Origin of the sequence: Streptococcus sp. oral taxon 056 str. F0418 (genome assembly GCF_000220065.1) — a bacterium.
Classification (GTDB): domain Bacteria; phylum Bacillota; class Bacilli; order Lactobacillales; family Streptococcaceae; genus Streptococcus.
Window position 1 is genome coordinate 714980 of the sequence record NZ_AFQU01000001.1, and the last position, 17658, is coordinate 732637.

The 17658-nt window shown below is 39.0% G+C and carries 19 protein-coding genes, 2 pseudogenes and 1 riboswitch; of the genes and pseudogenes, 7 read left to right on the top strand and 14 right to left on the bottom strand.

Going from position 1 to position 17658, the window contains the following annotated elements:
• Positions 1-53: 53 nt before the first annotated feature.
• From HMPREF9182_RS03525 to trmL, 3 genes are all read right to left on the bottom strand, one after another.
• Positions 54-704 (bottom strand): phosphatase PAP2 family protein, encoded by a 651-nt coding sequence (locus HMPREF9182_RS03525; protein ID WP_009443601.1) that lies wholly within the window; start codon positions 702-704, stop codon positions 54-56.
• The gene (locus tag HMPREF9182_RS03530) at positions 694-1257 is read right to left on the bottom strand and encodes an ECF transporter S component (RefSeq protein WP_037602978.1); all 564 of its coding nucleotides are present in this window, start codon (positions 1255-1257) and stop codon (positions 694-696) included. Before HMPREF9182_RS03530 ends, HMPREF9182_RS03525 begins: the two co-directional genes overlap by 11 nt.
• A 191-nt stretch (positions 1258-1448) precedes the next feature.
• Positions 1449-1681, bottom strand: a riboswitch (FMN riboswitch).
• 55 nt (positions 1682-1736) lie between these two features.
• Entirely contained in the window at positions 1737-2246 is a 510-nt protein-coding gene (gene trmL / locus HMPREF9182_RS03535) for a tRNA (uridine(34)/cytosine(34)/5-carboxymethylaminomethyluridine(34)-2'-O)-methyltransferase TrmL (RefSeq protein ID WP_009754593.1), read from the bottom strand.
• A gap of 319 nt (positions 2247-2565) precedes the next feature.
• On the opposite strand from trmL, the gene trkA reads away from it, so the two are divergent.
• Positions 2566-3915 carry a Trk system potassium transporter TrkA gene (trkA, locus tag HMPREF9182_RS03540; protein WP_009443050.1) on the top strand — a complete coding sequence of 450 codons (1350 nt, stop codon included), beginning with the start codon at positions 2566-2568 and terminating at the stop codon, positions 3913-3915.
• Positions 3916-3919: 4 nt separating this feature from the next.
• A complete protein-coding gene (locus HMPREF9182_RS03545) occupies positions 3920-5359 on the top strand; it encodes a TrkH family potassium uptake protein (protein WP_009754328.1) in 1440 nt (479 codons plus the stop codon).
• Between the two features lie 154 nt (positions 5360-5513).
• Here the strand turns inward: HMPREF9182_RS03545 and yidD are convergent, their stop codons facing one another.
• The 10 genes and pseudogenes from yidD to HMPREF9182_RS03600 form a co-directional block, all read right to left on the bottom strand.
• Positions 5514-5777: a membrane protein insertion efficiency factor YidD gene (yidD, locus tag HMPREF9182_RS03550; RefSeq protein ID WP_037602655.1), complete on the bottom strand. Its 264-nt coding sequence runs from the start codon at positions 5775-5777 to the stop codon at positions 5514-5516.
• On the bottom strand, positions 5774-6502 hold the full coding sequence (locus tag HMPREF9182_RS03555; protein ID WP_009754735.1) for a pseudouridine synthase: 729 nt from the start codon (positions 6500-6502) through the stop codon (positions 5774-5776). Before HMPREF9182_RS03555 ends, yidD begins: the two co-directional genes overlap by 4 nt.
• A gap of 33 nt (positions 6503-6535) precedes the next feature.
• Positions 6536-7102, bottom strand: coding sequence for an SMC-Scp complex subunit ScpB (gene scpB / locus HMPREF9182_RS03560; protein WP_009443371.1), 567 nt, complete (start codon positions 7100-7102; stop codon positions 6536-6538).
• A gap of 2 nt (positions 7103-7104) precedes the next feature.
• Positions 7105-7805 (bottom strand): annotated as a pseudogene (locus tag HMPREF9182_RS03570) (segregation/condensation protein A).
• Positions 7805-8532: pseudogene (gene xerD, locus HMPREF9182_RS03575) on the bottom strand (site-specific tyrosine recombinase XerD). Before xerD ends, HMPREF9182_RS03570 begins: the two co-directional pseudogenes overlap by 1 nt.
• Complete coding sequence (gene cbpB / locus HMPREF9182_RS03580; protein WP_009443752.1) at positions 8529-8990, bottom strand: cyclic-di-AMP-binding protein CbpB; 462 nt, start codon at positions 8988-8990, stop codon at positions 8529-8531. Before cbpB ends, xerD begins: the two are co-directional and overlap by 4 nt.
• Positions 8987-9508 (bottom strand): metallophosphoesterase, encoded by a 522-nt coding sequence (locus tag HMPREF9182_RS03585; protein WP_009443450.1) that lies wholly within the window; start codon positions 9506-9508, stop codon positions 8987-8989. The genes cbpB and HMPREF9182_RS03585 overlap by 4 nt, the downstream gene beginning before the upstream one ends.
• On the bottom strand, positions 9481-10461 hold the full coding sequence (locus HMPREF9182_RS03590) for a nucleoside-triphosphate diphosphatase (protein WP_009444016.1): 981 nt from the start codon (positions 10459-10461) through the stop codon (positions 9481-9483). Before HMPREF9182_RS03590 ends, HMPREF9182_RS03585 begins: the two co-directional genes overlap by 28 nt.
• The gene (gene racE / locus HMPREF9182_RS03595) at positions 10458-11252 is read right to left on the bottom strand and encodes a glutamate racemase (RefSeq protein WP_009755013.1); all 795 of its coding nucleotides are present in this window, start codon (positions 11250-11252) and stop codon (positions 10458-10460) included. The genes HMPREF9182_RS03590 and racE overlap by 4 nt, the downstream gene beginning before the upstream one ends.
• A gap of 59 nt (positions 11253-11311) precedes the next feature.
• A complete protein-coding gene (locus HMPREF9182_RS03600) occupies positions 11312-11575 on the bottom strand; it encodes a YneF family protein (RefSeq protein ID WP_009443198.1) in 264 nt (87 codons plus the stop codon).
• A 416-nt stretch (positions 11576-11991) separates the two neighbouring features.
• Here HMPREF9182_RS03600 and HMPREF9182_RS03605 point away from each other — a divergent pair, with 416 nt between their 5' ends.
• The 5 genes from HMPREF9182_RS03605 (at position 11992) to serS (ending at position 16779) form a co-directional block, all read left to right on the top strand.
• Entirely contained in the window at positions 11992-12981 is a 990-nt protein-coding gene (locus HMPREF9182_RS03605) for a PTS sugar transporter subunit IIB (protein WP_009443256.1), read from the top strand.
• A 130-nt stretch (positions 12982-13111) separates the two neighbouring features.
• Positions 13112-13915, top strand: coding sequence for a PTS mannose/fructose/sorbose transporter subunit IIC (locus HMPREF9182_RS03610; RefSeq protein ID WP_009754278.1), 804 nt, complete (start codon positions 13112-13114; stop codon positions 13913-13915).
• Positions 13916-13932: 17 nt separating this feature from the next.
• A complete protein-coding gene (locus HMPREF9182_RS03615; RefSeq protein WP_009443477.1) occupies positions 13933-14844 on the top strand; it encodes a PTS system mannose/fructose/sorbose family transporter subunit IID in 912 nt (303 codons plus the stop codon).
• 72 nt (positions 14845-14916) lie between these two features.
• A complete protein-coding gene (locus tag HMPREF9182_RS03620) occupies positions 14917-15306 on the top strand; it encodes a DUF956 family protein (RefSeq protein WP_037602660.1) in 390 nt (129 codons plus the stop codon).
• Between the two features lie 195 nt (positions 15307-15501).
• The gene (gene serS / locus HMPREF9182_RS03625; RefSeq protein ID WP_009754499.1) at positions 15502-16779 is read left to right on the top strand and encodes a serine--tRNA ligase; all 1278 of its coding nucleotides are present in this window, start codon (positions 15502-15504) and stop codon (positions 16777-16779) included.
• A gap of 91 nt (positions 16780-16870) precedes the next feature.
• Here the strand turns inward: serS and HMPREF9182_RS03630 are convergent, their stop codons facing one another.
• Entirely contained in the window at positions 16871-17566 is a 696-nt protein-coding gene (locus HMPREF9182_RS03630) for a hypothetical protein (protein ID WP_009443373.1), read from the bottom strand.
• Positions 17567-17658 lie beyond the last annotated feature (92 nt).

The window sequence follows — 17658 nt, forward strand, 5'->3', positions numbered from 1 at the left end:
AGACTTTTTTTGTCAAGGCAAAAAGGCTGGTCAGCCCAACCTTTCTTCTCATATTATTTTTGCTTTCCCGTGAAGCGCCATTGAAAGCGTAGCTTGTCATAAAAGGGAAACTCGATATTGAGAATAGCAAAGCCCATCAAGGCTCCTCCAATAACATCCGTCGGATAATGTACTCCTAGATAGACTCTGGAAGCCATAATAGTAACGATAAAGCCAAGCATCAACACCTGAACCAAGCGCTTCATCTGATTTTGCTGAATCCTCTGTTGGGCAATAATTATCAAGGTTCCAAGAACAATCGCCGTCGCCATAGCATGGCCACTTGGGAAAGAAAACCCACCTTCTTCAACTAAATGTGGTATAGTCGGCCGACTTCTTTGATAAACAAGTTTAATCAGCTTAATTAAAATTCCATGCAAAAGTAGATTTCCTGCTAAAAAAGCCGCCTCGATCTTCCACCCCTTAGATAGAAATACCATCACTAAAATCAGCACCCATGCAATGATAATCGGAGGATTAATAGCACTTGTGATGATGGTAAAAACATTAGTCAGAAGAGGAGGCAAATCTCCTCGCAGCCAGGTCTGAATTGGACTATCTATACCAGCTAACTGATTAGGGTAAAACTTAACGGCATAGCCCAATATAACAAAAAGTAAAAGGGCAAATACGCCCCGTGTTAAATAAGTCTGTTTATTTTTCATATTTCTTTAAAATCGGATGTAAACACAAGTTCACCAACCAAAATGCGATGGTGAAAATCAAACCTTCCAAAAGATTAAAAGGTATAACCATTGTAAATAAATAAGTTGCAGCACCAATCAATGTTTCGATATCAAAATGTGCAAACTTCGCAAATAAAGGCATGGCATAAACGTAGTTCAATAATAACATAGCTAAAGTCAAAGAAAGTGTCCCAAAGACTCCGGCCAACCAAAATCGAAAAGACGATTTCTTTTTATTCCATACCCAGGCAAAAACCAAAACGAAAACTGCTAAAGCAATTATATTCATTGGCAGACCGATATAGGTACCGACGCCTTGATTGTTTAAAAATAGCTTTAAAAGTGAACGAAGCAACAGAATGCTCAAGGCACTTTTTGTATCCAAGAGCACTAAACCAACTAAAATCGGTAAAATACTCAAATCAAGCTGCAAGAAGCTAGCAGCTGGTAAAAGTGGAAAAGCAAGAAACATTAATAAAAATGAAATTGCAGAAAGAATGGCAATCATAGCCATTTTACGTGTTTGTGTCATCATGGTTCCTCCAATTTATGCAAATTAGAGAAGTTAGAAAGACTGCTTCACCCAATTACTTTACCTTAATAGCCTTAAAAATAGCTTAGAAAGAAAAGCAAAATAGTTTAAAAAGCAGACTGAAAGTTTCGACAGAGTTATTTTATAAAAACAAAAACTCTCTATCATTTGCTAACAGTAGCTCATCATTCTTTCGTCTTCTCCCATCCAGACTATACTGTCGGTTGTGGAATTTCACCACATCAGCTTGCGCTCGCGGACTTCTCTTGCATAAAATTGACAAAAATTTTGTTTTTAGATGAGGCAATGATTCGCAAAGTTAACCGATGTTTGCAGGAATCAAAAGCACTATATAAAAGCAAAAATTTGGCAACAGCCAGAATTTACCGCCGGTCGGGAATTTCACCCTGCCCTGAAGACTCCTTTATCATACCAAAAAGAACCTGCAATAGCAAGTTCTCTGTTTGATGTAACGGAAATTATTTCAACTTATCATTCTGATATTCATGAACCAAGTCTAAACCAGCAAACTGTTGCTGACGGAGCGCCTCATAAACAATCATACATACTGTATTTGAGACATTTAAACTCCTCACATGCTCATCATTCATAGGAATACGTAGCGCTTTTTCTGAATGCTGACGCATAAATTCTTCTGGCAAGCCTTTATCCTCACGCCCAAACATAAAATAATGGTTCTCATGTTTAGAGAAATCCGCTTCTGAATAAACCTTTTCAGCAAATTTCGAAACCAAGTAAAGACGACCATCCATCTGTTCCATAAATTCTTCTAGATTCTCATAATACGTAATGTCCAGCTTATCCCAATAGTCCAAGCCCGCTCTCTTCATCTTACGATCGTCAATAGGGAAGCCCATCGGTTTAATGATATGCAGTGGAGCATTCGTCGCTGCACAAGTCCTCGCAATATTTCCTGTATTTTGTGGGATTTGTGGTTCAAATAATACAATATGATTTTTTGCGGTCATTATCTTATCCTACTTATTTCATTCATATAAAAAAATAGCCACACTGCCCGGAGTCAAGCTCAGCAAACAGCGTGGTTAAAGCTTCATTAACTTACATCACAACAGGTCTGAGGTAAATCAATGATAGCACTTATCTAGTATATCACTTTCCTTTGACATGTCAACTTAAACAACTCGAAAATTTAAGATTTTTTTAAGTTTTATCACTTATTTCTTCTCAAACACTTTTTCAGCATACTACAGAAGGATGAACTTACAGCAAACAGATGAAATTTACACAAAAAAAGGGTATGATAGATACATATCTCGGAGGTATAAAATGAAGATTATTGTTGTCGGCGGTGGTAAGGTCGGAACCGCCCTTTGCCGTTCACTTGTGGCAGAGAACCACGATGTCGTACTCATTGAGCAGGATGAAGCTGTTCTAAACCACATCACCAAGCGCTATGATATTATCGGTATAGTTGGAAATGGAGCTAATTTCAAAGTTTTAGAACAAGCGAATATTGAAAATTGTGATATTTTCATTTCCATGACTGAGCACGATGAAGTCAATATGGTCTCTGCAGTACTTGCAAAAAAGATGGGGGCAAAAGAAACCGTCGTTCGTGTCCGTAACCCTGAATATTCAAATCCTTATTTCAAAGAAAAGAATATTCTTGGATTCTCATTAGTTGTTAACCCTGAGCAACTGGCAGCACGCTCAATTGCTAATATCATTGACTTTCCAAATGCCTTGTCTGTAGAGCATTTTGCAAATGGACGTGTCGCACTGATGGAATTTAAAGTTAAAGACAATAGCAGTTTATGTCAGACAACTATTTCTGATTTCAGACAGAAATTTGCTAATGTCATTATCTGTGCTATTGAGCGCAACAACGAATTAACCATTCCCGATGGCGATTTCACCATCCTACCGAATGACAAACTTTTCGTTACGGGTAACCGCTTGGAAATAATGCTCTTCCATAATTTTATTCGCCCTCGTGTCATAAAGAGCTTAATGATTATCGGAGCAGGAAAAATAGCTTACTATCTTTTAAATATGTTACAACATAGTAAAATTGACCTTAAAGTCCTTGAAGTCGATCGTAAGAGAGCAGAATGGTTCAGCCAAGAATTCCCCGACCTGTATGTCGTTCACGGAGATGGAACCGCAAAAGACATCTTACTAGAAGAAAGTGCGCAAAACTATGATGCCGTAGCTACACTGACGGGAGTTGACGAAGAAAATATTATCGCTTCTATGTTCTTAAATAGTATTGGTGTCCAAAAAAATATCACCAAAATCAACCGTACTAGCTTACTAGAAATCATCGATAGCCAGGATTTTGCTAGTATTGTTACACCTAAAGGAAGTGCCGTCGATACAATTATGCATTTCATCCGTGGCCGTTATAATGCCCAATTTTCTAGCTTAGAAGCCCTGCATCATGTGGCAAATGGACGAATTGAAACACTGCAATTCCAAATTAAAGAAGAAAACAAGATGACTCATCGACCTCTATCTGAATTAAGGTTGAAGAAAGGTGTGCTTTTGGCTGCCATTATACGGAATGGAAAAGCGATTTTCCCAACAGGTGCTGATCAGATTGTAGCTGGAGATAAAATCCTTGTGACAACCTTGTTGCAAAATATTACTAAAATTTATGATTTGTTAGAGGAGTAAACTGATGAATAAATCTATGATTCGTTACCTTCTCTCTAAGTTACTGTTGATTGAAGCTTGTCTTCTAATCGTCCCCCTCATTGTAGCCGTAATTTACCAAGAGTCAGCTCAAGTCTTTCTATCAATTATTGTTACCATTGCTATTTTATTATCCATAGGTGGAGTAGGTGTTTTCTTTAAACCCAAAGATGCCCATATCTATGCCAAAGAAGGTGTTTTAATTGTAGCCCTATGTTGGATTTTCTGGTCCTTCTTTGGTGCTCTTCCATTTGTCTTTTCTGGTCAAATTCCAGATATCATCGATGCCTTCTTTGAAGTCAGCTCTGGCTTCACTACGACAGGAGCCACTATCCTGAACGATGTCGGTGTTCTCTCTCATTCCTTGCTTTTCTGGCGTAGCTTTACTCACTTAATTGGTGGGATGGGTGTGTTGGTTTTTGCACTTGCGATAATGGATAATGCTAAAAATGGCCATTTAGAAGTCATGAAAGCAGAAGTTCCAGGTCCTGTCTTTGGTAAAGTTGTCTCTAAGCTAAAGAATACTGCGCAAATCCTCTATATTATCTATTTGGCTCTATTTGCAATCTTTACTCTGCTATATTTTCTAGCAGGTATGCCTTTATTTGATAGTTTCATTATTGCTATGGGGACTGCTGGTACTGGAGGTTTTACCGTTTACAATGATGGTATTGCTCATTACAATAGCTCGCTAATTACTTACTTAGTCAGCTTTGGAGTTCTAGCTTTTGGGATTAATTTTAATCTCTATTATTACCTATTGATTCGAAAATTTAAAGCTTGCTTTGCCGACGAGGAACTTAGGGGCTATTTGACAATCGTTATCATCTCAACAATTTTAATCACATTCAACATCCTCCATTTATATGGAAATGTAGCAGATAGTCTAGAAATGTCCTTCTTCCAAGTAACAAATATCATTACTACAACTGGTTTTGGTTTTGGCAACACAGTTGATTGGCCACTCTTTTCACAATTTATCTTGTTACTTTTGATGTGTATTGGAGGATCTGCAGGTTCTACTGCCGGAGGATTCAAAGTCATCCGCTGTATGATTACGGCGCGAATCGCTAAAAATCAAATTCTTTCAACGCTATCTCCTAACAGAGTACTAACTCTGCACGTTAATGGTCAAACTCTTGATAAGGATACCCAGCATAAAGTTTTAAAATATTTGGCTATTTATGCCATCATTATTGTTGCATTAATCTTTATTGTTAGCTTTGATAATAATAATTTCATGACTGTTGTCAGTGGAGTCCTCAGTTGCTTCAATAATATCGGACCAATGATTGGAACAACAGATAGCTTCTCTATTTTTAATCCGCTATCTAAATTCCTCCTATCTTTAGCTATGATTGCTGGTCGTTTAGAAATTTATCCTATGCTCCTGCTTTTCTTACCAAAAACATGGTCTAAACGATAAAAGAGGCTGGGACAAAAGTCCTAGCCTCTCAATTATCTTTGGATTGTCGAGCAAGACGCAGTGGTTGAGTGGGCTCTACTACGCTGATTTCATCAGCTTTTACAGCCCTACTCAACTGTGCGGAGGTGGGACGACGAAATCGAATTCTAACGAATTACCGATTTCTGTCCCACTCTCTTTTTTTGGTGTTTCTTTTTAAGCTAAAGGTATCCGGAACTGGATCATCTCCTGTTTGCAACCAGGGATGACAACGTAAGATACGCGCTATTCCCATCAAAACACCCTTAGCTCCATGCTTTTCGATCGCTTCAATCATATAATTAGAACAAGTAGGATGAAAGCGACAAGAAGGTGGAAAAGCTGGCGAAATAAAGCGTTGATAGAATCGCACAGGAGCAATGAGTAATCTTTTGATCATTTTTTAGTCTTTGTAACCGCCAAACTATGTAATTGACTAATTTCTTTTTTATTAAGGCGTCTAGCTTCTCCTGGACGAAGACCAGTCAAGTCAAGGTGTCCAAAACGCGTCCGAGAAAGCTTGTCTACCTGCAGACCGATTGCCTCAAACATTTTTTTCACTTGATGATTTCGGCCTTCATGAATAGTTAATTGCACGACGGAACGATTTTTTGCTGGATCAACTTTTATAATTTCATAAACAGCAGGCTTCGTTTTCTTCCCATCAATCTCAACACCACGAGTCAACGGACGAAGATTTTCTTTATTTGCCAGTCCTTTCACACGCGCCACATAGACTTTATCAATTTCATTACGTGGATGAATCATCTCATCTGTAAAATCACCATCATTTGTCAAAATGAGCAAACCCGAAGTATCCCAGTCTAAACGGCCAACTGGATAGATCCGTTCTTTGACTTGAGGAAGCAAATCAACCACCGTTTTTCGTCCTTTATCATCTGTGACACTTGAGATGACTCCTCTTGGTTTGTTCAAGAGATAGTAAACTTTCTCCTCATTATAAATCGGCTGACCTTCTACTTCAACTTTATCTCCAGACTTTATCAGGGTAGCAAGCTCTCGCACAACTTGACCATTAACTGTCACCAAGCCTTGCTTAATCAGCTCTTCTGCCTTTCTGCGACTGGCAATCCCTGCATGGGCTATATATTTATTTATTCTCATATCCTATCCTCTCTCGATATGAAATTTACGACCTTATTCTATGTCTAAGTCGTCAACTTCACTGAACAACTGGCTCTCTTCTGCTACTAACTCTGTATCTGTCACGACTGGCAGTTCTTCTAAATGATTAATCCCCATATAATCCAAGAAATAATCTGTTGTTACATAAAGATTTGGTCTACCAATCACTTCTTTTTTTCCATCCTCACGAATAAGCTCAAAAGCTTGCAATTTTGCAATAGCACCACTTGAATTAACTCCACGAATATCATCGATTTCTACGCGAGTAATAGGCTGCTTATAAGCGATAATCGACAAGGTCTCTAAAGCTGCTCGTGACAAACTCTGATTGATCGGTGACTTAGAATAAACCTTCAAAAGTTCAGCAAAATCTTGCTTGGTAACCAATTTAAAAGTATTGGAGGTTTCGATTAAGGATAAACTAGAATCCGGATCTTGTTCATGCTTAGCAGCCAGTTTTTCTAAACTTTGATATACCCCAGTCGGAGGCATTGACAAGATTTCTGCAATCTGTTGAACTCTTAAACCATCTTCTCCTGCTACAAAAAGAAGCGCTTCTATTTCTGATAACTTACTCATGATTACTTCCTAATTAGATAGATATTCCCAAAATTTTCTTCCTGAAGGAGTTGAATTTCTTGCACTTTGACTAATTCCAACGTCGCTAAAAAAAGCGTGATGACTTCATTCATATCTTTCGTTTCTGCAAATAATTCCTGCAAGGAGAGTTTCGCACAGTCTTTACATCGATCACGCACCACATCCATCATGTCCTCGATTTTATATTCGTCTTTAACAATCGTTGTATGATTATGTGTAAATTCTTCTCTTTTTTTGCCAGCAGTCCTGAAAAGGCAAAAAATAAATCAATCGTGGAGCGATCATGGACTAATTCTGCATCTTCATAAACCAGCTCAATCTTTGGCTTGGAATAGTAGAGCGCTCGTTCCTCATGCTTTTCAGCCATTTTTTCTCCCAAAAGCTTGAATTTTCGGTATTCCTCAATCTGATTTAGCAAATCCTGCTCTAAATCTTCTTCCAACTCTGGGTTATCTGATACTTTCGGAAGCAACTTACGGCTTTTGATCAGCATTAATTGACTAGCCATGACCATATACTCTCCCGCGACTTCCAAGCGCATAGCCTGAAGAGTTGCGACATAGGCTAAATATTGCTCAATAACTTCTGTAATGGGAACATCATAAATGTCCACTTGATATTTAGAAACCAAATGGAGTAATAAATCCAAAGGCCCTTCAAAATCTTTAATTTTTATATCCATTATCTATATTTTTCCAATGTAGTGATACCTTTTAGTCCTAAATCTCGAGCTATATCATGTAAACTGCGATTCGCCTTCAACTGACGTAAGATATACTGTTCTCTCAATGACTGAGCAGATAAGCTTGCTTGTCCTTTTTCATGTAAAAAAGCTTCTAGTTGTCGAAAAGCCCATTGCCTAGAATAAGGTTTCCCTTTTTCTCAAACAAGTAAGTCTCTGAAGGATATTTTCTCAACTCATCTACGATAGCTGAAGAAAGCTGAATAATTCGCCGTTGACCAGCTTTCTCAACACTCATAATCTGAAATTCTAGTTGAATATCTTTTCTCTTTATAGCCAACAACTCACTCGGAAGAAGTCCTGTCTCCAGAATCAACAACGCTATTAAACGCCCATTAGGCACCTGACTTTCCTGCCATAATACAGTCAAATCAAGAAGGGTACTCTCAGATGATACGACTTGCGTATCTTTCGGAACCGCTAGTTTGTAATAACGTTCTAATTGGTTCTGCTCATAAAGAAAGAGCAAAAATTGATTCACAGCTGATAACTTCCTCTTTTGAGCTGAGAGCTTCAAGGACTGCAAAGATGACTGATAAAATCGTAAATTTGTATCTGTAATAGTTCCTACCTGATCGAGAAACTGTTCCAAATCATAAGTATAGGCTGCTTTTGAATTTTCTGATAGATTTTTTTGTTGTAAAAACTGTTCAATCGCTGATTTCATTTGAGCTTCATTTCATAATGACTAGAAAAGTCATGTAACAGTGCGTTCATTGCTTTAAGAATCGATTTTCTCGTGATAATACCATAAAAATGCTGATCTTCTCCTACTACTGGCAGAAAGGATTCGTCCACCAATTTATGCAAAACATCCGAAATTGTATAAGCCAATCCAAGAGTCTGACCATCCGTCTTTGTCATATGAACAATATCTGTTGCCATGAATTTCTCTTCTGGAAGTTCGTGTCGCATTCGATAGGCCAAAATATCTGTCAAAGAAATCGTACCTACAAACTTTTTCTCATCAGTCACTACTGGAATCCGAGAATAGGTCATCTGACTCAAAAGTAACATAGCATGGTCAACATTATGTGTATCCACTAATACCGCCAAATTCGAAGCAGGTGTCAAAAGAGTTCCCTCATGTTTCAAAAGGTAGTCTTCAAATTCTTTGGCAATCATCTAGCAAACTCCTTTGACAAACTTGGATACAAGTCATGATTTCGATTATAATAATCTACTCTAAAATAATCATTCTCGACCTCTATCTTTGCATATAGACGCTCCGTCACTAAACCACGGGGTTGGCTAATAGAACCTGGATTCAAAAAAAGAGTTCTTCCTTCCATCCAAGCATCTGGAATATGCAGGTGACCATAAAGGCAAATATCCGCATTTTCTTCCTGCGCCCACAAATCAAGCTTCTGGAATGAAAAATTAATATGAAACAAATGACCATGTGCCTGCACAACACGGAGACCATTTAGATCGGTTACTAGTCGTTCAGGATACCCCCCATAAAAGTCCATATTCCCACCAACAACTTGAATACCATCCCAAACAGGGTCATCACTTTTTAATTCTGAATCACCATTGTGAAAAATCGCATCTACCTTCCCCAAATAATGATTTTTGATGTCTTCCACAATTGCTCGATCACCATGAGAATCACTCATGACAATGATGGTTTGCTTTGCCATGCTGGAAATACCTCCATTAATTTTTTCACCGCTTTTGCACGATGTGATTGTTCATTTTTCTCTTCTATAGTCAGTTCAGCAGATGTTTTACCTGTTTCACCAACCAAAAATAAGGGATCATATCCAAAACCATTTTCGCCTTTGGGCTCAAAATTAATATAGCCAGGCCAATCAGCCTCTACTACTAGACTATCCCTATCAGGGCTAGCTACGACAAGTGTTGTGTGGAAATGTGCAGCACGATCCTTCAACTCAAAGACCATTGCCAGCTCATGCAAAAGCTTGATATTGTTCTCTGTGTCAGTCGCATCTACCCCAGCAAAACGAGCAGACCAAACACCAGGAAGTCCTCCAAGAATATCCACTTGTAGACCTGAGTCATCTGCCAAAACCATTTTACCAGTTAGTTTGCTAATCGTTTCTGCTTTGAGACGAGCATTTTCTTCAAAAGTCACCCCCGTCTCTTCAATTTCCGGTAATTCTGGATAATCATTCAGGTTTTCTACTGTATAGCCTAATTTCCCAAATAATTTACGAAATTCTTTTGTCTTACCTTCATTTCTAGTAGCAATTAATAGCGTATCCTTTATTTCCTCTGCTCCCAAAAATTCCGATAGCTCAATTCCCCCATTAGGTAAATGGACAAATAACAAGCGCCCTTTTTCGACGACTAGTATCGCTCCTTGACGTTGAATTAGCTCGAGCTCTCTTTCACGTTCTTTATTAATGATGTCCACTAAAAAGACCACTAGTCGATAGGCCGATTGATACCGTAATATTTTCAGTTCCAACGGGAATTCGGAGGCTTCTACATTTAAGGATTCTTGCAACTGTTTGAAAATAGTACCTGCTTCAACCGACACTTGAGAAAATTGCCCCAAAGCATTGAAGTCACCCCATTTTGCTACGTACCAGTCCGTTGAATCCTTATATTCGTATATTTTTTCATTCATAATCTTACATGCTCCACGTTCACTGTCTGTCCCAGCCAATGCTCCGCAATCTCTGCAAAACTTTTGGCATTCGCCGTTGTGTAAAAACGATGTGTCATACCTTGCTCCTTATGGCTACGATTAATCTCAAAATAGTTTAGAAGGACAGAAATATCCCGTACACACTCTGCGCCACTATCAATTAGTTTAACTCCCGGCCCCATAACATTTTGAATAATGGGCCGAAGCAAAGGATAATGCGTACAGCCCAAGACAAGGGTATCTACTTTGCCAGCTAAAGGAAACAAGGTTTCATACACAACCTTTTTAGTAATACTAGAATTTAATTCATTTGATTCTACCAAAGGAACAAACTTTGGACAAGCTAGGCTAGTCACTGTCATATCTGGAGATAATGCTTCGATTTTCTTACGATAAATATCTGATGTCACTGTCATAGGAGTTCCAATAACCCCTATATTACCTGTATTCGTAGACTTAATCGCAGCTGAAGCACCTGGCAAGATCACCCCCAAGACGGGGATGTCTAATTTTTTCTTAATCTCTTCCCAAACTACTGCTGTTGCTGTATTACAAGCAATAACAATCATTTTAACATCTTTTGTCAAAAGAAAATGCACAAGTTGCCAAGTGTAATCTCTAATTTGCTTCGCAGGTCTTGGGCCATAAGGCGCTCGAGCCGAATCTCCGATATAAATGACTTCTTCATAAGGGAGCTGTCGCATTAATTCACGTACGACTGTTAGACCGCCCACCCCTGAATCCAAAAAACCAATCGGTCGATTATCCATAGAATCTTCTTTCTAAAATAAGGGATCGGGCCTACATCCCAAATCCCCCTTTTTATATATCAAATAATCCTGAAATTATTTTTCTTTTTGCTATTTGCTAATGCTGCTTTTTGTTGGCCAATAATTTGACGATATACTTGTTGAACTTTTGCCTCACTTGGTCGCTGACCATTTGCTCCAAGCAATGTGCGAACAGCTTCTACATTTAAACGAGGATTTTCTGCAAATTCCTTCTCTACTTGCTTACGAAGAATATACATTCCCGCAAACATCCCACCTGCAAAAGCAAGAACAATCAATAAAATCGCTAGTGTTAAATCCATAATCTATATCTCCTATTAAGTTTATTACACTTTTTTTATTATACCAAATCTTCTCCACTTTTCAAAGTTAAATTTTCTTTAAGAGCTAAAATTATGCGCACTGTTTCCCAGATTCATCACAATCTCTTTGAGCATCGTTTGCGTTTCTTTATTGTATCGAATCTACCATTTTCTCTCATTATCATTCATATATTAACCTTGCTTTTATAAAATTGGTTGCTTTTTTATCGATTGTTATCGGCTTTTACATAAAAAACATAATCATATCAACATTTTTCCTTATCCCCCCGTATGAGCGAATTTGATTTTTTTTGAAATCAATGTCTTGCCTTTTTTATGAAAACGTTTTATAATAAAATAGTCTTAAACTTTTCTTAAAGTTTAGTCAAACATTTTAATAAGGGGGAATGTCAATAATGAGTATTGGAATCATTATTGCAAGCCATGGTGAATTTGCTGCTGGCATTCATCAATCAGGTTCTATGATTTTTGGCGAACAAGAAAAAGTACAAGTTGTTACTTTTATGCCAAATGAAGGTCCTGATGATTTGTATGCCAAATTCAATAACGCTGTGGCACAGTTTGATGCGGACGATGAAGTCTTAGTCTTGGCTGACCTTTGGAGTGGTTCTCCATTCAACCAAGCTAGCCGTGTAATGGGTGAAAATCCAGATCGTAAGTTCGCTATTATTACAGGTTTGAATCTACCTATGTTGATTCAAGCATATACAGAAAGAATGATGGATGCTTCTGCTGGTGTAGATGCCGTTGCTGCTAACATCATCAAAGAAGCAAAAGATGGGGTAAAAGCACTTCCTGAAGAGTTAAATCCTGCTGAAGAAGTCGCAAGTGCTCCCGTAGCCGAAGCTGCTCAAGCTGCTATTCCAGAAGGTACTGTCATTGGTGATGGCAAGCTTAAAATCAATCTTGCTCGTATCGATACCCGCTTGCTACATGGACAAGTCGCAACTGCATGGACTCCAGATTCTAAGGCTGACCGTATTATCGTAGCTTCTGACTCAGTAGCTAATGACGAACTTCGAAAAGAATTAATCAAGCAAGCTGCACCAGGTAATGTGAAAGCAAATGTTGTTCCTATCGACAAACTGATTGCTGTTTCAAAAGACCCACGCTTTGGTAATACTCACGCTTTGATTTTATTTGAAACACCACAAGACGCTCTTCGGGCTATTGAAGGTGGCGTGCCAATCAAGACTCTCAATGTAGGTTCTATGGCTCACTCAACAGGTAAAACAATGGTCAACAACGTTTTATCAATGGACAAAGACGATGTCGCTACTTACGAAAAATTGCGTGACCTTGGTGTTGAATTTGATGTACGTAAAGTACCAAATGACTCTAAAAAAGATTTGTTTGACTTAATTGAAAAGGCAAACGTTCAATAACATACTAGTTAAATTTAATATGGACCATTCGTTAAATATGCTATCTCAGTAAAGGAACTTTCACTTATGTCCTTACAATCATATTTGACGTTCCATATCCATCTATCTCATGAAAGGATTATTATAAATCATGTCTATTATTTCTATGATTTTAGTGGTCTTTGTTGCCTTCCTTGCAGGACTTGAAGGTATCTTAGACCAATTTCAATTTCACCAACCAATTGTTGCATGTACTTTGATTGGTTTGGTAACAGGTAACTTAACTGCCGGTGTTATTCTGGGTGGTTCACTCCAACTGATCGCTCTTGGCTGGGCAAATATCGGTGCTGCCGTAGCTCCAGATGCTGCTCTTGCATCAGTAGCTGCTGCTATCATCATGGTTCTTGGTGGAGATTTCTCAAAAACAGGAATCGGTGTAGCACAAACCGTTGCTATTCCGCTTGCCGTTGCTGGTCTTTTCCTTACTATGATTGTCCGTACGCTTTCAGTTGGTTTGGTTCACGCTGCAGATGCTGCTGCTAAAAAAGGTGACATCAAAGGCGTTGAACGCGCTCACTTTATCGCCCTTCTTATGCAAGGTCTTCGTATTGCAATCCCAGCAGCTCTTCTATTGATGGTTCCAACTGAGTCTGTGCAAGCTGCTCTTAATGCTATGCCAGACTGGTTGAAAGATGGTATGGCTATCGGTGGTGGCATGGTTGTTGCCGTTGGTTATGCAATGGTTATCAATATGATGGCTACCCGTGAAGTATGGCCATTCTTTGCGATTGGTTTTGTCTTAGCAGCTGTTTCAGATATCACTTTGATTGGTTTTGGTGCAATTGGTGTCGCATTAGCACTTATCTACTTGAACCTATCTAAAAAAGGTGGAAACGGTGGAGGAGCAGTCGCTTCATCTAACGATCCAATCGGCGATATTTTAGAGGACTACTAAGAAAGGAGAAACGAATCATGACTGAAAAACTGCAATTAACAAAATCAGATCGCCAAAAAGTTTGGTGGCGTTCTACTTTCTTACAAGGTTCTTGGAACTATGAACGGATGCAAAACTTGGGTTGGGCTTATTCACTAATCCCAGCAATTAAAAGATTGTATACTAAAAAAGAAGACCAAGCAGCAGCTCTTGAGCGTCACTTGGAATTCTTCAATACTCACCCATATGTCGCAGCTCCTATTCTTGGTGTAACACTTGCACTTGAAGAAGAAAAAGCAAACGGTGCATCAATCGATGATGCAGCTATTCAAGGGGTTAAGATCGGTATGATGGGACCTCTCGCTGGTATCGGAGACCCAGTATTCTGGTTCACTGTTCGTCCTATCCTTGGAGCTCTTGGTGCTTCTCTTGCCTTGACAGGAAATATCCTTGGCCCACTTCTTTTCTTTGTTCTTTGGAATGCAATTCGTATGGCCTTCTTGTGGTATACTCAAGAATTGGGTTACAAAGCAGGTTCTGAAATCACCAAAGACATGTCAGGCGGTATCCTCCAAGACATTACAAAAGGAGCTTCTATCCTTGGTATGTTCATCCTTGCGGTCTTGGTGCAACGTTGGGTAAATATCAAATTTGCTTTTGATGTTTCTAAAGTTCAACTAGATGAAAAAGCTTATATCCACTGGGATAAATTGTCTGACGGCTACAAAGGTATTCAAGAAGCTTTTGCTCAAGTAGGTCAAGGCTTATCTCAAACGCCTGAAAAGGTTACAAGTTTCCAACAAAACTTGGATATGCTCATTCCTGGACTTTCTGGATTGTTGCTTACACTCCTTTGTATGTACTTATTGAAGAAGAAAGTGTCTCCAATCGTTATCATCCTCGCACTCTTTGCAGTTGGTATCGTTGCCCACTTCTTCAAGATCATGTAATTACAAAAAGAAGGTTTCGGCCTTCTTTTTCTTGTGGTATAATAGATAGAGATTTACTTTGAAGGAGCAATTATGGCGCAATCACAAAACAAAACTGTTGAGTTTAATACCACTGGTGTTTCCTATCTTGGATTAGGCGGAAAGGTTGGGAAATTTTTAATCGGCGAGACAGCGCTAGAGTTTTATGCTGATGCTAATGTAGAGGACTATATTCAGCTCCCCTGGAATACCATTACGGTTATCGGTGCCAATGTTTCAGGCAAGAAAATCGGTCGTCACTTTGAAGTTTTTACTGATCAAGGTAAATTTCTTTTTGCTTCAAAAGATACTGGAAAGATTCTTAAAATTGCTCGCGAACACCTTGGAAATGAAAAAGTAGTCAAACTACCAACACTCTTACAAACAATTAGTAAATTTTTCCAAAATCTATTTGCAAAAAATAAATTTTCTAGTATAATCTAGAAAACGGATAAGTACTATTGGATACTTTTTCAGAAAGTCTGCGGTTGCTGTGAGCAGATAGGGAGAAAATAGGAAATTCTACCGTTAGAATAAAATTGAATCATCAATCAAGTGCACTTTTGTGAAGTTGGATGGAACCGTGGCTCTGCCACTCCAACAGTTTCATAAAGTGCCTTTTATTTTTTGGAGGTATCTATGTTAGATTTAAAACGCATCCGTACAGACTTTGATACTGTCGTTAAGAAATTAGCTACTCGTGGCGTTGATACAACTGTACTTAGCCAAATGAAAGCTATCGACGAAGAACGCCGCGATATTCTAGTTAAAGTTGAAACTCTCAAGGCAGAGCGCAATACTGTCTCTGCTGAAATTGCCCAGGCTAAACGCAACAAAGAAAATGCCGATGACAAGATTGCTGCCATGCAGAAACTCTCTGCTGAAGTCAAGAATTTAGATGCAACCTTGGCTGAGCTAGACGCTAAGTTGACTGAATTTACTACCACTCTGCCTAATATCCCACACGAAAGTGTTCCTGTCGGAGCAGATGAAGACGAAAATGTCGAAGTTCGTCGCTGGGGGACACCGCGCCAATTTGACTTTGAAGCTAAAGCTCACTGGGATTTGGGTGAAGATTTAGATATTCTAGACTGGGAGCGTGGAGCAAAAGTTACTGGTGCTCGTTTCCTATTTTACAAGGGTTTGGGAGCAAGACTCGAGCGTGCTATCTACAACTTCATGCTGGATGAGCATGCCAAAGAAGGCTATACGGAGGTCATCACTCCCTACATGGTCAACCACGATTCCATGTTTGGTACTGGACAGTATCCTAAGTTTAAGGAAGATACTTTTGAGCTAACTGACACCAATTTTGTACTGATTCCGACAGCCGAAGTACCACTAACTAACTACTATCGTGATGAAATTCTTGACGGCAATGACCTACCGATCTACTTCACAGCCATGAGTCCATCATTCCGCTCTGAAGCTGGTTCTGCTGGTCGTGACACGCGTGGTCTCATCCGTCTGCACCAATTCCACAAGGTTGAAATGGTGAAGTTTGCCAAGCCAGAAGAATCTTACGAAGAATTAGAAAAAATGACTGCCAACGCTGAAAATATCCTGCAAAAACTGAATCTGCCTTACCGCGTTGTAGCGCTTTGTACTGGAGATATGGGCTTCTCTGCTGCTAAGACCTACGACTTGGAAGTTTGGATCCCTGCTCAGAATACCTACCGTGAAATCTCTAGTTGCTCTAACACTGAAGATTTCCAAGCTCGTCGAGCTCAAATCCGCTACCGTGACGAAGCAGATGGCAAGGTCAAACTCCTTCATACTCTCAACGGTTCTGGACTGGCTGTCGGACGCACCGTAGCAGCTATCTTGGAAAATTACCAAAATGAAGATGGTTCTGTGACTATTCCAGAGGTACTACGTCCTTACATGGGTGGCATAGAAGTCATCAAACCATCTTAATCCTTAGCCACTAGCCAAGCTAGTGGTTTTATTATTTTCTGAAAGATAAAAAAATAAGTCGCCCATCACAAGCGACTTATTTTTATACTACTTACTTTTCATCTGTATCCACTTTATTAGAAGATGATATTTCTGACGTTTCTTCAGCAAATCCTTCCGTTGGAGTTTCAACTGACTCTACTTCATCAACTTTCTTAGGTTCTACTTCGTTTCCTTCAAGTTGCTCCGCATCTTTAGATGAAACTGTTGAAGCTGATTCTTTTTTCTTTTCCGTTTCTTTTTTGACTTCATTCACGGCAGATTTAACCGTTGCAGAAGTTATACGGCCTACAGTCTGAGCAAATTCTTTGCTTACTTCGGCTGCATCTGTCAGAGTAGCTTTTGAAATTTTACCACCGGATAATGCCATTAATCCTAAAACTACTGTTGCAATTCCTGCCAAAAGATTCACGATTAAGCCAAAGCCTAGAGAAACACCAAATCCATAACCAAAATCCATACTTATGCGTCCAATAGTAAACATACTATACACCGAAATAATAGTTTGCAATACACCAAGAACAGCTACTCCCGTAGCATTACTCTTTGCTAACGCTTGTGTACGGTCTTTTAGAGTAACTAAGGCAACTACTCCACCAGCTAGGATAGCAATGATCCATCCATCACCTTGTACACCAGATATATTAAGTCCACCAAAAGCTCCTAAACTCACATTCCCCCAAGGCAAAAAAATTCCTATAAATGCAACTACCGAAGCAATAACGATATATAAACGATTCTTTTCCATTCATTCCTCCTCTTTCTTACTATTTTAGTATACCACATATCTCTTTGATACAAAAGATATTTGGAAGTACTTAGAAAATTTTCTCATTTCTT